Below are 16,205 nucleotides of genomic sequence, written 5' to 3'. Positions count from 1 at the left end.
TGCATTCATCGACGCGGGGTGGAGCAGCTCGGTAGCTCGCTGGGCTCATAACCCAGAGGTCGCAGGTTCAAATCCTGTCCCCGCTACTGAAGACAGAGGCCCGGATCCTTCCAAGGATCCGGGCCTCTGTCATGTTCCATGCGCTGGAAGCCGGTGACGGTGGCCAACGGCCTCAGCTCCGGTGACCGACGGCCTCCCCGTACATCGCGCGGTCCACGGCCCGGTCCTCCGGCACCGGAGGGCCGTCCAGAACCCCCGCGTCCCCGTAGGCCTTCTGAAGCCGGTCCGTCGTGCCCTCGCGGATCTCCCAGTCCATCCGCATCGAGGGCGTCGAGCGCAGGACGGACCCGTCGGTCTTCAGCAGCTTCGCCAGAGTGGAGACGAAGGCGGGATCCGCCTTGTAGTCCCCGGCGAAGTAGGTGTTCACGGTCCTGATGTAGGCGCGCAGGAAGGCGACACCCGCGTCGGGGTCCTCATTCAGCAGGGTCGGGCCGAAGAGCAGACCGCCCAGGGGCTCACCGAGCGGCTGACCGCCCAGGAACGCGTACTTCCCGTCGCCGTCGACCTTGCGCCAGACGGGGTCCAGCAGCCAGGCCGAATCCACGCCCCCGTTCCGCAGGGCGGTGAGCACATCGGCGGATCCGAGCTGCTGGAAGCCGATGTCGTCCAGTGCGCCGCCGTGCTTCCTCAGCGAGGTGTCCATCGGGTACATGATCACCGAACCCTTGCCGATCATGGTGCCGAGCCGCCGGCCCGCCATGTCGACCCGCTCGGCGCTCTCGCCGTCCTTGAGCCGGACCCACAGGCCGCTCTTCGAGGTGGCGGCGGGGGAGAAGTTCCCGGCCACCCACTTGATCGCGAAGCCGCCGTTGATGCCGTTCATCACGGCCGCCTCGGGGGCCGCCCACTGGGCGTCCACATCGCCTCTGGCCAGCAGCGGCAGCGCGTCGGGGGTCGGCAGCACCTTCAGCCGGACATCCAGTCCCTCCTTGGCGAACTCGCCCTCGGCCACCGCGACCTGGAGCGGAGCGACGTACTCCGCGCTCAGTGTCCCGGTCGCGACGGTGATCGTCCGCTTCCTCCCCAGCGGCTTCGGGGCCGGTGCGCCCCTGTCGCAGCGGGCCGGTTCACGGTCCGGCGCGAGATCGGCCGGGTCGCTCCGGGCGGCCGGGCCGCACCCGGCGACGGGGGTGATGGTGCGCGGGGACCCGGGGGCGTCGTCCCGCGCGGTGCCGCCCTTCGCGCAGGCCGTCGCGGTGAGCAGGGATGCCGCGAGGAGCACGGCGGTGCAGGTGGTCCGGATACGCAACGGTGCCTCCGTACGAGTGGGAGTGCGGGGGGTACGGGCGGGGAAGGGGCGCGGGTTCACGACTGGCCCCGGCCGCGGTCGCGCGGCGCCCACGGAGTGAGCAGCCGGCCGGCGATCCGGACCAGTTCGGAGAACACGACCCCGAGCACCGCCACACAGACGATCCCGACGAACATCACGTCGTTCTGGAACAGCGCCCTGGAGTCGAAGATCAGATGGCCGAGCCCGTCGGCCGCCGCGATCTGCTCGGACGCGACGATGACCAGCACCGCGACCCCCGCCGCGATGCGCGCGCCCACGAGGACGGCGGGCAGCGAGGCGGGCAGCAGCACATGCCGGAACATCTGCCAGGACGAGGCACCGAAGACCCGGCCGGCATCCCGGTGACCGGCCGGGACGGCGAGCACGGCCGCCATGGTCGAGATCCAGACGAAGAAGAAGACCGTCGCGGCGACGAGCGCGATCTGCGGCCCCTCGCCGAGGCCGAACATATTGAGGAAGACCGGCAGGAGCGCGAGCTTCGGTACGACGTACAGGGCGTCCAGCAGCGGCTCCAGTGCCGCCCGTACGAGGGCGAGCGAGCCCATCAGCAGCCCCAGCGCGTATCCGGCGGCCGTCCCGATCGCATAGCCGCCGAGGACCCGTTGGAGCGTGGCCCGCACATCGGGCCACAGCTCCCCGGCGGCTGCCCGGTCCCAGCCGTCGGCGGCGATGGTGGAGGGCGCCGGGTACACGCGTGCGTCGATCCAGGACCGCTCGGCCGCCAGCTGCCACAGGAGGACGAGCGCCAGCGGTACGGCGACGGCGAGCGTCAGCTCCAGGGTGCGGCGCCTGCGGTGGGTACGGGCCGGGCGCAGCTCGGACGGTCCGGGCCGACGGACCAGGACGTCGTCGCCGGCGGGCGGCGGATGCTTCACCGAGGTGCTCATGCCCCGACCGCCTCCCTGCGCACCTCGCCGCGCAGCACGTCCCACAGGTCGGCCTTCAGCGCGGCGAATTCGGTGGTCGCCCGGATGTCCCCGGTGCGGGGGCGGCCGAACGGCGGGCGGTGCTCGGCGATGATCCTGCCCGGCCTGGCGGACATCACCAGCACCCGGTCGCCGAGCAGGATGGCCTCTTCGAGGCTGTGGGTGATGAAGAGCACGGTGGTACGCGTGTTCTGGGTGAGCTCCAGCAGTTCGTCCTGGAGGATCGTGCGCAACTGGGCGTCGAGCGCGGCGAAGGGCTCGTCCATCAGCAGCATCTCGGGCTCCACGGCGAGCGCCCGCGCGATGGCCACCCGCTGCCGCATCCCGCCGGAGAGCGCCGAGGGGTACGCGCCGGCGAACTCGGAGAGGCCCATCCGGGCCAGCCAGTCCCGGGCTCTGGCATCGGCCTCCTTACGGGGCACGCGCTGGATGTCGAGGCCGAAACGGACGTTGGCGAGGACCGTCTTCCAGTCGTAGATCCCGTAGTCCTGGAAGATCATCGCCGCCGGACGGGGCGAAGCCGTACGGATCTCCAGTTCGCCCGCGCTCGGGCGCAGCAGTCCGGCGGCTATCCGCAACAGGGTGGATTTGCCGCAGCCGGACGGACCGACGAGGCAGGTGAACTCGCCCGGCGCGATCTCGATGTCGACCGGTCCGAGGGCGGGCAGCAGTCCGGTGCCCCGTCCGAAGGAGCGGGCGAGCCCGCGGGCGCGGAGCTTGGGCGGCACGGGGCCGGAGCCGGAGCCGGGGGCGGTGTCGGAGGCGGGTGTTCCGGGCGGGGGTGGGGTCGGGTGCGCAGCTCCCACGGGTCTCTCCTCGCGTCGTTCGAGGTGCGGATCCGCCGCGGATGACAGGCGCGGGTGGCGTGATTTACGCGCTCGTCACCTGCGGAGGTGATCGCCGCAGACGATATGACGACCCGTCAGATTCGGGAAGGGGGCGCGCGAAAGCCCCGGCGCGCGGAGCGTCGGGTGCAGGTGGGGATGGGGGTGGGTGGCGCGGGTCAGGCCGTGGCGGCGCAGCTCGGGCAGATGCCGCGGTACGTCACCTCGACGCCGGAGACCGTGAAGCCGAACCGCTCGTCGGCCGGCAGCTCCGCCAGTGGGTTGCCCGAGGGGTGCACATCGCGGATGGTGCCGCACCGCGCGCAGACCAGGTGGTGGTGGGGGCGGTGGGCGTTCGGGTCGTAGCGCTTGGCCCGGCGGTCGGTGGAGACCTCCATGACCTCGCCCAGGGACACCATCTCGCCCAGGGTGTTGTACACGGTCGCCCGGGAGATCTCGGGAAGCCGGTCGACGGCCCTCGCGTGCACCTCGTCCGCCGTCAGGTGCACGTGGTCCCCGTCGAGGACCTCGGCCACGACACGCCGCTGCGCCGTCATGCGCCAGCCGCGTCCTCGGAGTCGTTCCAGCAGGTCACTCATGGGCCCAGCCTAACAGTGAGGGGACCGAGTCCCGAATGGATGTGACTTTGGATGTTCGCTTGACTTAGACAAAGTCCATCGTAGGATCGAGTTCGGCATAGGCCAAGGGACAGGCTGTGCGGGACATCGACAGATGACGAATGTGCAGTACATGACGCAGGAGGCGCACGTGACGCAGGGACCGCTCACCACGGAGGCCGGCGCGCCGCTGGCCGACAACCAGAACAGCGAGACCGCTGGCGCCGGCGGACCGGTTCTCGTCCAGGACCAGGCACTGCTGGAGAAGCTCGCCCACTTCAACCGGGAGCGCATCCCGGAGCGCATCGTGCACGCCCGCGGCGCCGGTGCCTACGGCACGTTCACGCTGACCCGGGACGTCTCGCAGTGGACGCGGGCGAAGTTCCTCTCCGAGGTCGGCAAGCAGACCGAGACGTTCCTGCGCTTCTCGACCGTCGCGGGCAACCTCGGCTCCGCCGACGCCGTGCGCGACCCGCGCGGTTTCGCGCTGAAGTTCTACACCGAAGAGGGAAACTACGACCTCGTCGGCAACAACACCCCGGTGTTCTTCATCAAGGACGCCATCAAGTTCCCCGACTTCATCCACACCCAGAAGCGCGACCCGTACACCGGTTCGCAGGAGGCGGACAACGTCTGGGACTTCTGGGGTCTGTCGCCCGAGTCGACGCACCAGGTGACCTGGCTCTTCGGTGACCGCGGCATCCCGGCCACCCTGCGCCACATGAACGGGTACGGCTCGCACACGTACCAGTGGAACAACGAGGCCGGCGAGGTCTTCTGGGTCAAGTACCACTTCAAGACCGACCAGGGCATCAAGAACCTCACCCAGGACGAGGCCAACAAGCTCGCCGGTGAGGACCCGGACAGTCACCAGCGCGATCTGCGCGAGTCGATCGAGCGCGGCGAGTTCCCGACCTGGACCGTGCAGATCCAGGTCATGCCCGCCGCCGAGGCGGCCACGTACCGCTTCAACCCGTTCGACCTCACCAAGGTGTGGCCGCACGCGGACTACCCGCCGATCGAGATCGGGAAGCTGGAGCTCAACCGCAACCCGGAGAACGTCTTCGCGGAGACCGAGCAGTCGATCTTCAGCCCCGCGCACTTCGTGCCGGGCATCGGGCCGTCCCCGGACAAGATGCTCCAGGGCCGCCTGTTCGCCTACGGCGACGCCCACCGCTACCGCGTCGGCATCAACGCCGACCACCTGCCGGTGAACCGGCCGCACGCCACCGAGGCGCGCACCCACAGCCGTGACGGCTACCTGTACGACGGCCGGCACAAGGGCGCGAAGAACTACGAGCCGAACAGCTTCGGCGGCCCCGACCAGACCGACCGGCCGCTGTGGCAGCCCGCCGCGGTCACCGGCCCCACCGGCAACCACGTGGCGCCGAGCCACGCGGAGGACAACGACTTCGTGCAGGCCGGCAATCTGTACCGGCTGTACTCCGAGGACGAGAAGGCCCGGCTGATCGACAACCTGGCCGGGTTCATCGCCAAGGTCTCGCGCGACGACATCGCCGAGCGCGCGATCAACAACTTCCGTCAGGCGGACGGCGACTTCGGCAAGCGGCTCGAAGCCGCGGTCCAGGCCCTGCGCGGCTGAGGGCAGGTCGTGGACGGTGGGCCGGATTCCCCTCGGGGGCTCCGGCCCACCGGCCGTTCCCGGGAGGCCGGGGTCAGCTCGCCAGACCGACGGTGCGGCGCCTGACCGGGGCCCAGCACCGGATGATGTCGCGCACCGAGACGACGCCCACCGGACCGGCGTCGTCCAGCACGATGAGATGGCGGAACCCGCCGTGGGTCATGGCTTCCGCGGCCTCCTCCAGGGTCCAGGTCGGGGCGGCGAACACCACGTCGGTGGTGGTGTGGGCGGAGGCGGTCTCCACGTCGGGGCTCTGTCCCGAGGCGATCGCGTCGAGGATGTCGCGCTCGGTGATGATCCCGAACCCGCTGGTGTCCGGGTCGTGGACGACGGCCGCTCCGACGCGGCGGGCGGACATCAGCCGGGCCGCCTGGCGGAGCGTATGGGCGGGGCCGATGGTCAGGACCATCGTGCTCATGGCGTCGCGGACGAGCATGAAGGGAGCCACCTCCTTGGTGAGCCGGCCCGGGGGAGCCGGTCCTGTGAGCCGATTCACAAGTTCACAAGTGGGGGGACTCTCAGAGTCGCACCCTTGGGGTGCGTCAACAAGGGGTGGGTGAAGAAAGGCTGTGGGGCGGGCAAAGGCCCGCCCCACGTGTCCCGTGCGCCCCGGCGGTGCCGCGGGGACGGTGTGTTCAGTAGCGCTGGTTGAGATAGCCGAGCAGCTCGTGGTGGAGCAGACCGTTCGAAGCGGCCGCGTTGCCGCCGCCCGGACCGGAGACGCCGTCCAGGCTGGTGAACCGCCCGCCCGCCTCCTGGACGATGATCGCGTTCGCCGCCATGTCCCACAGGGACAGCTCCGGCTCGGCGGCGATGTCCACCGAACCCTCGGCGACCATCATGTACGGCCAGAAGTCCCCGTACCCACGCGTCCGCCAGCAGGCCCGGGTCAGGTCCAGGAAGCCGTCGAGGCGGCCCTGCTCCTCCCAGCCGCTCAGTGAGGCGTACCCCAGCGAGGCGTCCGCGATCCGCTCCACCTTCGACACCCGCAGCCGGGTCGCCGAGGTGAGGCTGCGGCCGGAGAACGCGCCCGCGCCCTTCGCCGCCCACCAGCGCCGGCTCAGGGCGGGCGCCGACACCACGCCGACCACCGGCTGGAAACCGTCCTCGCCCGCCTCCATCAGCGAGATCAGCGTCGCCCACACGGGCACCCCGCGGACGTAGTTCTTGGTGCCGTCGATCGGATCGATCACCCAGCGGCGGGGGCCGGTGCCCTCGATCCCGTACTCCTCGCCCAGGATCGCGTCGCGCGGGCGGGCCCGGTGGAGATGGCCGCGGATCAGTTCCTCGGCCGCCTTGTCGGCCTCGCTCACCGGCGTCATGTCCGGCTTGGTCTCGACCTTCAGATCGAGGGCCTTGAACCGGTCCATCGTCGCCGCGTCGGCGGCGTCCGCCAGTACATGGGCGAGGCGCAGATCATCGTGGTAATCGGGCATGTCGTCACAGTATCCACCGGCACCCGGCGGGGCTACATGGCCCCTGGCCGGCGGCCCGGTGCGCGGGCCCTTGACAGTCCCGTGCGGCGCGTCAACTCTGAACCGCAGGTCCCCGGGCGTGGGAGGCGATGGTGCCGTCAGCGCGAGAAGCCCTGCTGAACGCCGCTCTGGCGGCCCTGGACGAACAGCCCTGGCGGACGGTGCGCATGGTTGACGTCGCCGCCCTGGCCGGAGTGTCGCGGCAGAGCCTCTACAACGAGTTCGGCGGCAAGGACGGTCTGGCCCGCGCCCTGCTCGGGGAGGCGGCCGACGGCTATCTCGCCGGGGTGGACCGGGCGCTGCGCGCGGACGCGGGTACGGGCCGGGGGCCCGCTGCCGTCGCGCTCTGGACGGTCCGGGAGGCCCGGACCAACGCCCTGGTCAAGGCGCTGCTCACGGGCTTCTGGGGGGAACGCCTGCCCCGGTCCGCGGCGTCCCCGACCCCCGCCGAACTGCTCGGCCTGGCCCGGGACCGTGCCGTGACCGCGCTGGCGGGCGGGCAGCCGCCGGAGGCCGCCGCCGAGCTGGCCGTGCGCTGCGAGACCGTGCTGCGGCTCGCGCTGTCCTACGTGATGGTGCCCGCGGAGGGCTGCGCGGCACCGCTGATCACGGAGGCGGCGCCGCGGGAGGCCTGCTGACGGCCCGGACACCGGGGTCCGCGGCCCGGGTGCGCGGGCCCGGGTTCAGTGGGAGGAGCCGGACAGCTGGAGGCCGATCACACCGACGATCACCAGCGAGATCGAGACCAGCTTCAGGGTCGAGACCACGTCGTCGAGGAAGACCATCCCGTAGATCGCCGTACCGGCCGCGCCGATTCCGGTCCACACCGCGTAGGCGGGGCCGACGTCGAGCTTCTTCAGCGACAGTGTCAGCAGCCCGAAGCTGCCGAGCGCGAACACGCAGAACGCGACCGTCGGCCAGAGCCGGCTGAATCCGTGGCTCAGCTTCAGACACACGGCGAAGCCGGTCTCCAGCAGTCCCGCGACCACGACCAGCAGCCATGCCATCGTCAGTTGCCTCCGTGTAGGTGACGCCTTCGTCCAGCCCGTCGCGATGTCCGGCTCGGTGCGATTAGCCCTTACCAGTCCCGGGAACTCGCAAACGTGCGCGAGTCGCCGGGCGTGTGACGGGGGCGGGCTCAGTCGCCCTCGCGCCGCTCACGTGTGGCGAGCAGCCTGCGCAGCGAGTACAGCCGCGCGGGATCGGCGTGTCCCTCGGCGACCCAGGCGTCCAGCGCGCATTCCGGCTGGTTCTCGTCGTGGGTGCAGCCGCGCGGGCAGTTCTCGGTACCGGGCTCCAGGTCGGGGAAGGCGTGGATGACGCGTGAGGGGTCCACGTGGTGCAGCCCGAAGGAGCGCACCCCGGGGGTGTCGACCACCCAGCCCCGGTTGCCCGGGAGCGGCAGCGCGAGCGCGGAGGTGGTGGTGTGCCGGCCGCGGCCGGTGACCGCGTTGACGACACCGGTCGTACGCCGCCGGTCCTTCGGGACCAGGGCGTTGACCAGCGTGGTCTTCCCGACGCCGGAGTGCCCGACGAACGCCGTGATCCGGTCGTTCAGCTGCTCGCGCACCCGGTCGGCCGCGTCGCCGTTCTCCAGCTCCTCGCGGCTGGTGACGATGTAAGGGACCCCGAGCGGCGTGTACGTCTCCAGCAGCTTGTCCGCGGAGGCCAGGTCGGACTTGGTGAGCACCAGGAGCGGGGTGAGCCCGCCGTCGTACGCCGCCACCAGACAGCGGTCGATCATGCGCGGGCGCGGTTCCGGGTCGGCGAGCGCGGTGACGATCGCCAGCTGGTCGGCATTGGCGACGACCACCCGCTCGTACGGGTCGTCGTCGTCCGCCGTCCGGCGCAGCACCGAGCGGCGCTCACCGATCCGGACGATGCGGGCGAGGGTGTCCTTGTCGCCGGACAGGTCGCCCACGATGGAGACGGTGTCGCCCACCACGGCGGCCTTGCGGCCCAGCTCGCGGGCCTTCATCGCCATCACCGTACGGCCGTCGACGAGGCAGGTGAGCCTGCCCCGGTCGACGGTGAGGACCATGCCGTCCTGGGCGTCCTCGTGCTTGGGGCGGGTGTGCGTACGGGGCCGGTTGCCCTTGCGGTTGGGGCGGACGCGGATGTCGTCCTCGTCGGGGTTCTTGCCGTAGCGGCGCATGTCCTCAGACCCCGAGCATTCCGGTCCACATGTCCGGGAAGTCCGGCAGGGTCTTGGCGGTCGTGCTCACGTTCTCGATCTCCACTCCGGGGACGGCGAGGCCGATGACCGACCCGGCGGTGGCCATCCGGTGGTCGTCGTACGTATGGAAGACGCCCCCGTGCAGCGGGCGCGGCCGGATGCGGAGGCCGTCGGCGGTCTCCGTGACATCGCCGCCGAGCCCGTTGATCTCCTTGGTCAGCGCGGCCAGCCGGTCCGTCTCGTGCAGCCGCAGATGCGCGACACCGCGGAGCGTGGAGGGGGAGTCGGCCAGGGCGGCGACGGCCGCGATGCCCGGGGTCAGCTCGCCGACCTCGCTCAGGTCCACGTCGATGCCGTGGACGCGTCCGGAGCCGGTGAAGGTGAGGCCGCGCTCGGTGAGCTCGCAGCTGCCGCCCATCGCGGTGAAGATCTCGCGCAGCGCGTCGCCGGGCTGCGTGGTGCGCTCCGGCCAGTCGGGGACGGTGACCCGGCCCCCGGTGACCAGCGCGGCGGCCAGGAACGGCTGGGCGTTGGACAGATCCGGTTCGATGGTCAGATCGCGGCCGAGCAGCGCCGAGGGGGAGACCCGCCAGACGTTCGGCTCGCCGCCCGTCTCCGGCTCGTCCACCTGGGCGCCGACGGCACGCAGCATGTCGACGGTCATCCGGATGTGCGGCATCGAGGGGAGGGCGGAACCCGTGTGCCGTACCTCCACGCCCTGGTTGAACCGGGGCCCCGACAGCAGCAGCGCCGAGACGAACTGGGAGGACGAGGAGGCGTCGATGGCCACCGGACCGCCGTCCAGGGCGCCGCCGCCGTGCACGGTCAGGGGGAGCGCGCCGCGTCCGCCGTCGTCGATCCGGGCGCCCAGGGCACGCAGGGCGTCGATCACGCCGTTCAGGGGGCGCTCGTAGGAGCGGGGGTCGCCGTCGAAGTGGACCGGGCCGTCCGCGAGGGTGGCCACCGGCGGCAGGAAGCGCATGACCGTGCCGGCGTTGCCGACATCGATCGTGGCCGGGCCGTGGAGTCCGGCGGGGATGATCCGCCAGGCCTCGCCGGTGGCGTCCGGGCCGCCCTGGACGGCGGAGCTGGAGGACACCATCTCCTCGATGCCGACGCCCATCGCGCGCAGCGCCTGAGCCATCAGCAGGGTGTCGCGGGAGCGCAGCGGGCGGCGCAGCCAGCCCGGCTCGGCGGCGAGGGAGGCGAGAACGAGTGCCCGGTTGGTGACCGATTTCGATCCGGGCACGGTGACGGTCGCGTCGACGGCTCCGCTCGCGTGGGGGGCGGGCCAGAGGGCGGGGTGCACGGAACTTTCGGTCATGGCCCTCACTTTAGTGGCTCACCGCAAACCCGGATCCCGATCAAAATGGTGGAAACCGGGGCGTAATCCAGGCGTGGTAGGGGCCCTGGGCGGGGCAGGGCCGTCACAGTCCCAGGAGCCAGCGCCCGCCGCCGATCAGCGAGCAGAGCGACACCGCGTGGAAGAAGAACAGCCACAGGGCCGCCGGGACGTCGGTGAGCCGTGCCAGCTGGTCCGCGTCGGAGTCCGGCGCACCGCCGTGCCGCCGCTTGGACTGGAGCTCGAAGGGCGGGCGCACGCCGCCCAGCAGCAGGAACCACACCGCCGCGTACGCGAACGCCGACTGCACGGCGGCCGAGGTCAGCCACGACACCAGCAGGAAGACCGTGCCCGTGAGGATCACGGTCAGGGCCCCGTACACATTGCGGATCATCACGAGCATCGCGGCGAGCAGCGCGGTGGCCAGCCACAGCAGCAGCGTGATCCTGCCGTCGGCCAGCAGCCAGGCGCCGCCCAGGCCCAGCAGCGACGGCGCGGTGTACCCGGCCGCCGCGGTGAGGATCATGCCGATGCCGGTCGGTCTGCCGCGGCTCACGGTCAGCCCGCTGGTGTCCGAGTGCAGCCGTATGCCGGACAGCTGCCGTCCGGTGAGCAGGGCCACCAGTCCGTGGCCGCCCTCGTGCGCGATCGTGATCGCGTTGCGCGAGAGCCTCCATATGAGGTTCGGCACGACGGCGACGAGCGCGGCGGTGGCCGTGACGACCACCAGCCACTGCGCGGGCGCGGGCTGGGTGCCGAAGACGCGATCCCACAGATCGCCCAGTTCTGTCGCGTTCATTGGCCGGGCGGCTCCCTTGCGGTCGTGGCGGGCGGTCGTGGCAGTCTGGCAGTTATGTGCGGACGGTATGCAGCGAGTCGGCGGCCCGAGGACCTGACCGGACTCTTCGAGGTCGAGAAGTGGGAACCCACCGAGACCCTTGAGCCCGACTGGAACGTGGCACCGACCAAAGAGGTCTACGCGGTACTGGAGCGTCCTGTGAAGGACGCAGACGATCAACGTCCGGTTCGCCAGCTGCGTGCCCTGAAGTGGGGACTCGTGCCGTCCTGGGCGAAGTCGCCGGAGGGCGGCGCCCGCATGATCAACGCCCGCGCGGAGACCGTGCACGAGAAGCCGTCCTTCCGGCGCCCCTTCGTGCAGCGCCGCTGCATCCTGCCCGCGGACGGCTATTACGAGTGGGTCACCGGCTCCGAGGAGCGGCAGCTGGAGGAGAGCGGGAAGAAGAAGAGGCCGCGCAAGCAGCCGTACTTCGTGACGCCCGCCGACGGTTCGGTCTTCGCGATGGCGGGGCTGTACGAGTTCTGGCGCGACCGGACCCTGCCCGACGACCATCCGATGGCCTGGTGGGTGACCTGCTCCGTGATCACCACCGAGGCGGAGACCACGCCGCTGGCCGTCGCCCCCGCCGAGGGCCCGGCCGCGCTGGCCGACATCCACCCCCGGATGCCGCTGATGCTGACCCCCGACCGCTGGGACGCCTGGCTGGACCCCGCGCGCACGGACGTCGAGGAGCTGCGGGGGCTGCTCTCCCCGCCGCCCGGCGGGCTGATGCGCGCCTATCCGGTGGGCACGGCGGTCAGCAACGTGCGCAACAACGGCCCCGAGCTGCTGGAGGAACTCGCGGCGCCGGAAGTCGCGACGCTGTTCTGACCGGGCCCGCCGCGACGCTGTTCTGACCGGGGCCCGCCGCGAGGCAGGATGAACCGTGTGAGCCGTGACGAGAGCGTGCAGAAGAGTCCGCGGGAAAGCGCGCGGAAGAGCCCGCGCAGAAGTGTGCGGAAGGCCGAGACCGGGGCGGGCGAGGCCCGGATCACCTGGCTGCCCGCGCCCGAGGCGCGTCTGGTGCTGGCGCTCGGTCATGGCGCGGGCGGCGGGATCGAGGCCCGGGACCTGACGGCCCTGGCCGCCGCGCTGCCCGCACAGGGGGTGACCGTCGCCCTGGTGGAGCAGCCCTGGCGGGTGGCCGGCAAGAAGGTGGCGCCCGCCCCGAAGACCCTGGACACCGGCTGGCGCGGGGTGTGGCCCGCGCTGGCCCGGCCGGGACTGCCGGTCGTGGCCGGCGGACGCAGCGCCGGAGCCCGGGTGGCGTGCCGGACGGCGACGGAGCTGGGCGCCCACGCCGTCCTGGCGCTCAGCTTCCCGCTGCACCCGCCGGGCAGGCCGGAGAAGTCCCGGGCGGACGAGCTGCTGGGGGCCGGCGTCCCCACCCTGGTGGTGCAGGGCGGCAACGATCCGTTCGGGCGTCCCGGCGAATTCCCGCCCGGCCCCCACGAACTGGCCGAGGTGCCGCACGGGGACCACGGCTTCGCGGTCCCGAAGAGGTCCGGCATGACCGAGGACGGGGCGATGGGTGTCCTCACCTCCGCGGTGACCGGATGGCTCGCCTCACTCGTATGACCGCGCGGCCCGTGCGACGTGCGCGCCCCGGGAATGCCGGATGCGGGGCCGCTGTTGTTCGAGGCGTCGGTACAAGCACGTCGTACGTGGAGAGGGAGTCCGTCGCATGGGTTCGACCATCTGCCCGCGCCGCTCGAACACCGCTGATCTGGAGTGGACGGTCCTGCACGCGGCCAGGACCACTCCCGAGCGGGCACCGGGCGGACCGGATCGACAGCCCGTCGCGAAGCCGGGTCGACTATTCTCCGATGCGAGCGGGTCCGGTTTCGGCTCCGCCACATCGTTGGAGGAGGTGGGTCCGGTCACTGGGACCGACACAGGGACCGACGACGGCCGCGCACAGGAGACGACCGCCGAGCGCAACGCGCGTTTCGAGCGGGACGCCCTCGGATTTCTCGATCAGATGTACTCGGCCGCACTGCGCATGACGCGCAACCCCGCCGACGCCGAGGACCTGGTCCAGGAGACGTACGCCAAGGCGTACGGGTCCTTCCACCAGTTCCGTGAGGGCACGAACCTCAAGGCGTGGATGTACCGCATTCTTACGAACACCTTCATCAACTCGTACCGCAAGAAGCAGCGCGAGCCCCAGCGCAGTGCCGCCGAGGAGATCGAGGACTGGCAGCTGGCGCGCGCCGAGTCGCACATGTCGACCGGTCTGCGTTCGGCCGAGTCCCAGGCGCTCGATCACCTGCCGGACTCCGATGTGAAGTCGGCGCTCCAGGCGATTCCCGAAGAGTTCCGCATCGCCGTGTATCTCGCCGACGTAGAAGGCTTTGCGTACAAGGAGATCGCGGACATCATGGGGACTCCTATCGGTACGGTGATGTCCCGGCTGCACCGCGGCCGCCGCCAACTGCGCGGCATGCTGGAGGACTACGCCCGTGAGCGCGGGCTCGTCCCGGCCGGCGCCGGTGCCGGTGAGTCGGACGATCGGAAAGGCTCGGCCTCATGAGCTGCGGAGAGCCGCACGAGACGGATTGCTCAGAGGTTCTCGACCATCTCTACGAGTTCCTCGACCGTGAGATGCCCGAGGGCGACTGCACCAAGTTCGAGGTGCACTTCGAGGAGTGCTCCCCGTGCCTGGAGAAGTACGGCCTGGAACAGGCGGTGAAGAAACTGGTCAAGCGCTGCTGCGGTCAGGACGAGGTCCCGACCGATCTGCGCTCCAAGGTGATGGGCCGGATCGATCTGATCCGTGCGGGCCAGGACGTTCCGGACCAGGATGTGGCCGTCGGCCCGGTGGACCGCTCGGCGGCCGCCACGGAGTGACATCGGCAGCGGGCGACCGCTGTACGGGTGAGGGCGTGCCGCGGACACCGCGGCGCGCCCTCACCCGTTCCCGCCGCCGCGCGGCGGTCGAACAGCGGACCGGCCGGTACCGGGAACAGCCGCTGCGCCCGGATCGTCAGGACGGCCGACGCCCGCGGCGAACCGGCCGGGGAAGGCGTGAGCGGGCCGCCCGGCGCTCTGGAGCGGCTGCGCCCCGGCACCGGACACGGCGACCGGCCGCAGGTGTGCGGGCGTCGGCGAGAGTCCTGGCGCGGGGCGGTCTGACCCCGGTCCGGGCTGGGTAACCCATGGGTAATGAGCGGGCGTCCGGCCGGGCATGGTTGGATGCGAAAGCAGAGCGGAAACAGAGGGTGTCCAGTCGGGACAGGCGGGAATCGTGAGGATCTTCGGGAAGGTACGGCATCGGCCATCCGCATCATGGCGGCAGGCCACGGACCGCGCGTTCACGCTGATCGGCGACGGCCGGTACGAGGACGCGGGGGCGCTGCTGACGCGCGCGGCGGACCTGGAGCCCTGGCTCTCGGAGTCCTGGTTCAATCTGGCGCTGCTGCACAAGTTCCGGCACGACTGGGAGCAGGCCAGAGCGGCGGGCCTGCGGGCCGTCGCGCTGCTCGACCGGGAGTCCGGCGCGCCCGACTGGTGGAATGTCGGGATCGCGGCCACCGCGCTCCAGGACTGGCCGCTGGCGCGGCGGGCCTGGCAGGCGTACGGCCTCAAGGTGCCGGGCAGCGGCCAGCACAACGCGGCGTCGAACACCGAGCCGACCGGGATGGACCTGGGCAGCGCGGCGGTACGGCTGTCGCCCGAGGGCGAGGCCGAGGTCGTCTGGGGACGCAGGCTGGATCCGGCCCGGATGGAAGTGCTGTCGATCCCGCTGCCGTCCTCCGGGCGGCGCTGGGGCGAGGTCGTTCTGCACGACGGGGTGCCGCACGGCGAGCGGGTCACCGCGGCCGGGCCCTCCTACCCGGTCTTCGACGAGATCGAGCTGTGGGCGCCGTCGCCCGTGCCCACCTGGGTGGTGCTGCTGGAGGCGGCCACCGAGGAGGACCGGGACGCGCTGGAGCAGCTCGCCTCGGACGCCGGGTTCGCCGCCGAGGACTGGTCGTCCTCGGTCCGGCTGCTCTGCCGCGCCTGTTCGGAGAGCCGGATGGAGAGCGACGAGGGCGACGGCGAGCACCTGGACCCGCACGACCACAGCGAGCCCGGCCACCCGGGGCCGCTGGGCCACCGGACCGCCGGTGACCTGTGGGTGCCGGAGCGCGAGTGCGGTATCGCGGCGCCCGCCGGACTGGTGCGCGGGCTGCTGGACGGCTGGGTCGCGGACAGCCCGGACAGCCGGGAATGGCGGGATCTCGAAGAAGTCTGCTGAGCGGTGCCCGTAGGCTGTACGGGCACCGATCGCGGTGCTGGTTCTCCCGGTCCCCCGGATCCCCGGTTCCTCCGGGCTCCCGGGCCATCGGGTCTCAGGTTTCGCAGGAAGGCGTACGGCGGACATGGCGCAGCAGGATACGGACGAGCAGATCAGCGTGGACGACGAGGGTTTCGTCGTGGACACCGAGGACTGCGAGGCACGTGAGGCGGCGTACCGCGAGCGCGGCACCTCCCGTCCGATCACGGTCGTGGGCAACCCGGTGCTGCACAAGGAGTGCAAGGACGTCACCGAGTTCGGCGACGAGCTGGCGCAGCTGATCGACGACATGTTCGCCAGCCAGCGGACGGCGGAGGGCGTGGGCCTGGCCGCCAACCAGATCGGCGTCGACCGCAAGGTCTTCGTCTACGACTGCCCTGACGACGACGGTGTGCGGCACGTGGGCGTCATCTGCAACCCCGTTCTCGACGAGCTGCCGCCCGAGGCGCGGGTGCTGGACGACTCCAACGAGGGCTGCCTCTCGGTGCCGACGGCGTACGCGGAGCTGGCCCGCCCGGACTACGCGGTGGTGCGCGGCCAGGACGCCAAGGGCAACCCGGTCAAGGTGCGGGGCAACGGGTACTTCGCGCGCTGCCTCCAGCACGAGACGGACCACCTGTACGGCTACCTGTACATCGACCGGCTCTCCAAGCGCGACCGCAAGGACGCGCTGCGGCAGATGGCCGAGGGCACCCCGCGCTACGAGGTCGTCCCGAACGACTGAGTGCCGCCGGA

General features: G+C 71.5%; 18 protein-coding genes and 1 tRNA gene. 9 read left to right on the top strand and 10 right to left on the bottom strand.

Annotated elements, in window-relative coordinates:
* The first annotated feature begins 12 nt into the window (after positions 1-12).
* Positions 13-86, top strand: a tRNA-Met gene (locus tag ABT170_RS25520).
* Positions 87-172: 86 nt separating this feature from the next.
* On the opposite strand, the gene ABT170_RS25515 is transcribed toward ABT170_RS25520, so the two are convergent.
* The 4 genes from ABT170_RS25515 to ABT170_RS25500 form a co-directional block, all read right to left on the bottom strand.
* Positions 173-1,309, bottom strand: coding sequence for an ABC transporter substrate-binding protein (locus ABT170_RS25515; protein WP_351871049.1), 1,137 nt, complete (start codon positions 1,307-1,309; stop codon positions 173-175).
* 56 nt (positions 1,310-1,365) lie between these two features.
* Positions 1,366-2,238, bottom strand: a complete 873-nt coding sequence (locus tag ABT170_RS25510) for an ABC transporter permease (RefSeq protein WP_329946177.1) — start codon at positions 2,236-2,238, stop codon at positions 1,366-1,368.
* A complete protein-coding gene (locus ABT170_RS25505; RefSeq protein WP_329946556.1) occupies positions 2,235-3,005 on the bottom strand; it encodes an ABC transporter ATP-binding protein in 771 nt (256 codons plus the stop codon). Before ABT170_RS25505 ends, ABT170_RS25510 begins: the two co-directional genes overlap by 4 nt.
* A gap of 275 nt (positions 3,006-3,280) precedes the next feature.
* On the bottom strand, positions 3,281-3,700 hold the full coding sequence (locus ABT170_RS25500) for a Fur family transcriptional regulator (RefSeq protein WP_329946176.1): 420 nt from the start codon (positions 3,698-3,700) through the stop codon (positions 3,281-3,283).
* 151 nt (positions 3,701-3,851) lie between these two features.
* On the opposite strand from ABT170_RS25500, the gene ABT170_RS25495 reads away from it, so the two are divergent.
* Complete coding sequence (locus ABT170_RS25495; protein ID WP_329946555.1) at positions 3,852-5,321, top strand: catalase; 1,470 nt, start codon at positions 3,852-3,854, stop codon at positions 5,319-5,321.
* 73 nt (positions 5,322-5,394) lie between these two features.
* On the opposite strand, the gene ABT170_RS25490 is transcribed toward ABT170_RS25495, so the two are convergent.
* Entirely contained in the window at positions 5,395-5,796 is a 402-nt protein-coding gene (locus tag ABT170_RS25490; protein WP_329946175.1) for a CBS domain-containing protein, read from the bottom strand.
* 199 nt (positions 5,797-5,995) lie between these two features.
* The gene (gene hisN, locus ABT170_RS25485; RefSeq protein ID WP_266923647.1) at positions 5,996-6,796 is read right to left on the bottom strand and encodes a histidinol-phosphatase; all 801 of its coding nucleotides are present in this window, start codon (positions 6,794-6,796) and stop codon (positions 5,996-5,998) included.
* Between the two features lie 128 nt (positions 6,797-6,924).
* On the opposite strand from hisN, the gene ABT170_RS25480 reads away from it, so the two are divergent.
* Positions 6,925-7,473: a TetR/AcrR family transcriptional regulator gene (locus tag ABT170_RS25480; protein WP_329946174.1), complete on the top strand. Its 549-nt coding sequence runs from the start codon at positions 6,925-6,927 to the stop codon at positions 7,471-7,473.
* A gap of 45 nt (positions 7,474-7,518) precedes the next feature.
* Here the strand turns inward: ABT170_RS25480 and ABT170_RS25475 are convergent, their stop codons facing one another.
* The 4 genes from ABT170_RS25475 to ABT170_RS25460 all read right to left on the bottom strand — a co-directional run bounded on the left by ABT170_RS25475 (position 7,519) and on the right by ABT170_RS25460 (position 11,152).
* Complete coding sequence (locus tag ABT170_RS25475; protein ID WP_266923651.1) at positions 7,519-7,842, bottom strand: DMT family transporter; 324 nt, start codon at positions 7,840-7,842, stop codon at positions 7,519-7,521.
* A gap of 131 nt (positions 7,843-7,973) precedes the next feature.
* On the bottom strand, positions 7,974-8,990 hold the full coding sequence (gene rsgA, locus ABT170_RS25470; RefSeq protein WP_329946173.1) for a ribosome small subunit-dependent GTPase A: 1,017 nt from the start codon (positions 8,988-8,990) through the stop codon (positions 7,974-7,976).
* A gap of 4 nt (positions 8,991-8,994) precedes the next feature.
* Entirely contained in the window at positions 8,995-10,335 is a 1,341-nt protein-coding gene (aroA, locus tag ABT170_RS25465; protein ID WP_329946172.1) for a 3-phosphoshikimate 1-carboxyvinyltransferase, read from the bottom strand.
* A gap of 103 nt (positions 10,336-10,438) precedes the next feature.
* The gene (locus tag ABT170_RS25460) at positions 10,439-11,152 is read right to left on the bottom strand and encodes a M50 family metallopeptidase (protein ID WP_329946171.1); all 714 of its coding nucleotides are present in this window, start codon (positions 11,150-11,152) and stop codon (positions 10,439-10,441) included.
* Between the two features lie 54 nt (positions 11,153-11,206).
* Here ABT170_RS25460 and ABT170_RS25455 point away from each other — a divergent pair, with 54 nt between their 5' ends.
* The 6 genes from ABT170_RS25455 to def all read left to right on the top strand — a co-directional run bounded on the left by ABT170_RS25455 (position 11,207) and on the right by def (position 16,194).
* The gene (locus ABT170_RS25455; protein ID WP_266923658.1) at positions 11,207-12,022 is read left to right on the top strand and encodes an SOS response-associated peptidase; all 816 of its coding nucleotides are present in this window, start codon (positions 11,207-11,209) and stop codon (positions 12,020-12,022) included.
* Positions 12,023-12,145: 123 nt separating this feature from the next.
* Entirely contained in the window at positions 12,146-12,769 is a 624-nt protein-coding gene (locus tag ABT170_RS25450; protein ID WP_351871163.1) for an alpha/beta hydrolase family protein, read from the top strand.
* A gap of 292 nt (positions 12,770-13,061) precedes the next feature.
* On the top strand, positions 13,062-13,724 hold the full coding sequence (locus ABT170_RS25445) for a sigma-70 family RNA polymerase sigma factor (RefSeq protein WP_266927784.1): 663 nt from the start codon (positions 13,062-13,064) through the stop codon (positions 13,722-13,724).
* Positions 13,721-14,041, top strand: a complete 321-nt coding sequence (gene rsrA / locus ABT170_RS25440) for a mycothiol system anti-sigma-R factor (protein WP_266923662.1) — start codon at positions 13,721-13,723, stop codon at positions 14,039-14,041. The genes ABT170_RS25445 and rsrA overlap by 4 nt, the downstream gene beginning before the upstream one ends.
* 397 nt (positions 14,042-14,438) lie before the next feature.
* Positions 14,439-15,431: a tetratricopeptide repeat protein gene (locus ABT170_RS25435; protein WP_329946169.1), complete on the top strand. Its 993-nt coding sequence runs from the start codon at positions 14,439-14,441 to the stop codon at positions 15,429-15,431.
* Between the two features lie 124 nt (positions 15,432-15,555).
* Positions 15,556-16,194: a peptide deformylase gene (gene def, locus ABT170_RS25430; protein WP_266923665.1), complete on the top strand. Its 639-nt coding sequence runs from the start codon at positions 15,556-15,558 to the stop codon at positions 16,192-16,194.
* Positions 16,195-16,205 lie beyond the last annotated feature (11 nt).

The sequence above is a fragment of the Streptomyces sp. NPDC001787 genome (genome assembly GCF_040297465.1).
In the GTDB taxonomy this organism is placed as follows: domain Bacteria; phylum Actinomycetota; class Actinomycetes; order Streptomycetales; family Streptomycetaceae; genus Streptomyces.
Note: the sequence above shows the minus strand (reverse complement) of the source record. Positions and strands in the feature narration are given on the sequence as shown.

What these genes read in the sequence shown, in the direction of transcription:
- ABT170_RS25510 (WP_329946177.1), bottom strand. Translation starts at nt 2,238, where the DNA reads ATGAGCACCTCGGTGAAGCATCCGCCGCCCGCCGGCGACGACGTCCTG.
- ABT170_RS25500 (WP_329946176.1), bottom strand. Translation starts at nt 3,700, where the DNA reads ATGAGTGACCTGCTGGAACGACTCCGAGGACGCGGCTGGCGCATGACG.
- ABT170_RS25495 (WP_329946555.1), top strand. Translation starts at nt 3,852, where the DNA reads ATGACGCAGGAGGCGCACGTGACGCAGGGACCGCTCACCACGGAGGCC.
- ABT170_RS25490 (WP_329946175.1), bottom strand. Translation starts at nt 5,796, where the DNA reads ATGCTCGTCCGCGACGCCATGAGCACGATGGTCCTGACCATCGGCCCC.
- hisN (WP_266923647.1), bottom strand. Translation starts at nt 6,796, where the DNA reads ATGCCCGATTACCACGATGATCTGCGCCTCGCCCATGTACTGGCGGAC.
- ABT170_RS25480 (WP_329946174.1), top strand. Translation starts at nt 6,925, where the DNA reads ATGGTGCCGTCAGCGCGAGAAGCCCTGCTGAACGCCGCTCTGGCGGCC.
- ABT170_RS25475 (WP_266923651.1), bottom strand. Translation starts at nt 7,842, where the DNA reads ATGGCATGGCTGCTGGTCGTGGTCGCGGGACTGCTGGAGACCGGCTTC.
- rsgA (WP_329946173.1), bottom strand. Translation starts at nt 8,990, where the DNA reads ATGCGCCGCTACGGCAAGAACCCCGACGAGGACGACATCCGCGTCCGC.
- aroA (WP_329946172.1), bottom strand. Translation starts at nt 10,335, where the DNA reads ATGACCGAAAGTTCCGTGCACCCCGCCCTCTGGCCCGCCCCCCACGCG.
- ABT170_RS25460 (WP_329946171.1), bottom strand. Translation starts at nt 11,152, where the DNA reads ATGAACGCGACAGAACTGGGCGATCTGTGGGATCGCGTCTTCGGCACC.
- ABT170_RS25455 (WP_266923658.1), top strand. Translation starts at nt 11,207, where the DNA reads ATGTGCGGACGGTATGCAGCGAGTCGGCGGCCCGAGGACCTGACCGGA.
- rsrA (WP_266923662.1), top strand. Translation starts at nt 13,721, where the DNA reads ATGAGCTGCGGAGAGCCGCACGAGACGGATTGCTCAGAGGTTCTCGAC.
- def (WP_266923665.1), top strand. Translation starts at nt 15,556, where the DNA reads ATGGCGCAGCAGGATACGGACGAGCAGATCAGCGTGGACGACGAGGGT.